Origin of the sequence: Pseudoxanthomonas koreensis, from assembly GCF_010093225.1 — a bacterium.
GTDB lineage: Bacteria > Pseudomonadota > Gammaproteobacteria > Xanthomonadales > Xanthomonadaceae > Pseudoxanthomonas > Pseudoxanthomonas koreensis.
On the sequence record NZ_PDWM01000076.1, the window covers coordinates 1 to 1,837 of the forward strand.

Sequence of the window (1,837 nt, forward strand, 5' to 3'; positions counted from 1 at the left end):
AACGAGGAGCGACCCAAGAAGGCAATCGGCGGGCTCACCCCGGAAGCCTATGCCAAAACCCTGACCATCTCGGATACCCTAACCGCGGACTCCAAAGCCGACCGCTACTGAAAGCGGGGGGACGTCGCGGGCTTGGCGCGATTCCTGGACAGCGTTCCCAGCCGTGCCCACGACGCGCCCTGCAGCCAACCCAACCAAGTCTGGGTTGGCGACGTGACTTATCTGAAGGTGAAGGGCCAATGGCGTTACCTGGCCACGGTCATGGATCGATGGTCCCGGCGGTTGCTGGGCTGGTCGCTGGGGCTTGAGCGAACGGCGGCGCTTACCCGTCGTGCGCTGGCGTCGGCCCTGCGGACACGCGCTCCGGGCTGCGATACGCTGTTCCACAGTGATCGGGGGATCGAGTTCATGGCCGGCGATTTCAGGCGCCGCCTGGGGAGCGTCGGGCTGGTGCAGTCGGTCAACCGACCGAGGCGGATGACCGACAACGCGCACATGGAGTCATGGAACAAGACGATGAAATCGGACATGTACCATCGCGCGACCTTCGACAGTGATCGTTCGCTGCGCACAGCGATCAGCGACTACATCCATTTCTACAATCACCAGCGGCTGCATTCGGCGCTGGGGTATCGTTCGCCGATCGAGTTCGAGCAGTGTTGCTAGAAGATGGGCGTCCACTTTTTCGTAGGAACTGCCACCCGCTTCGCGGGTCGGCTTAACTCGGGCGTTAGGCCTGTGGTGTTCGGTCGTAGGGGATGCGGCGTCGGACTTCGGTAGGGGGATCGCAATGGACAGTTGGCGTGCGGCATCGGGTCGGCCAGGTCACCGGGCAGGCGTTCGGTCGGGCAGGGCCTCGGACGTACAGGTGGCAGGTGTGTCTGCCGCGTCGTCCGCGGGTCTGCTACACCGTCGGCCTAACCACTCGTTCAAGCGGAAGCCGCTTCGCGGCTCCGCTTAACTCCGGCGTTAGGCATCACAGGGGGAAGTATGGAGTGGCATGAGGGAATTAAAGCTATAAAACCGTATCTTGTTCATATCTCCACCCCACGTGGATCTGGAACAGGCTGGCTCGTCTCGACTAGTAAAACAACAAACTTGTGTGCTATCGCAACGGCTGCGCACGTCGTTGATTACGCCCATTACTGGGAGACTCCAATTCGGATATTCCACCCAGACTCTGGGAAGTCAGTTCTCTTTCGGTCGTCTGATCGAGCTATTCATCTCGACAATTCGATTGACTCAGCTGCAATCATCCTAGACCGCGGCGAGCTTCCACTTCCCGCTGAGCCATTGCCACTCATCGACCATGAGCACTACATCAAGGCAGGCGTTGAGATAGGCTGGCTAGGCTTCCCGGCAGTGCATTCTTCGCACGCATGCTTCTTCTCCGGCAGAATCAGCTACTACAACGAAGCTCAAAAGCAGTATCTCGTTGATGGAGTGGCAATAAATGGGGTAAGTGGCGGCCCAACTTTCCGCTGCCTTGATGACACGCCAGAATTGATCGGCATTGTGTCTGCGTACATACCAAACCGATCCACAGGCGAACCTCTCCCAGGCGTTGCGGTAATTCAAGATGTGACGCAGTATTACGACATTACTGAAAGATTCAAATCGCTCGACGAGGCCCGGGTGAATCAAACGCCAGCCGAGGAAACAGAAGAGGCAGATCGGGCTGCTGCTGCCCCCGAGCCAGGTGCTGGTGATGCCTAACAATTCCTGTATGGACTCCTCCGTCAAGCAGCTGTTGTCGAAGTGATCTGACCGGGGAAGCGGAACGGTTGCAGTCGTGTATTCGGCCTTAGGGTGAGCCGTTGATGTGCTCGGGCCATCA

2 protein-coding genes are annotated in these 1,837 nt (G+C 58.7%); one reads left to right on the top strand and one right to left on the bottom strand.

Features of this window, described 5'->3' with window-relative positions; genetic code table 11:
- Positions 1-132 precede the first annotated feature (132 nt).
- Positions 133-666: an IS3 family transposase gene (locus CSC64_RS13750; RefSeq protein WP_274381673.1), complete on the top strand. Its 534-nt coding sequence runs from the start codon at positions 133-135 to the stop codon at positions 664-666.
- Between the two features lie 681 nt (positions 667-1,347).
- Here CSC64_RS13750 and CSC64_RS13995 read toward each other — a convergent pair.
- Positions 1,348-1,837, bottom strand: a 490-nt coding sequence (locus tag CSC64_RS13995) for a hypothetical protein (RefSeq protein WP_238390053.1), incomplete at its 5' end; no start/stop codon positions are given.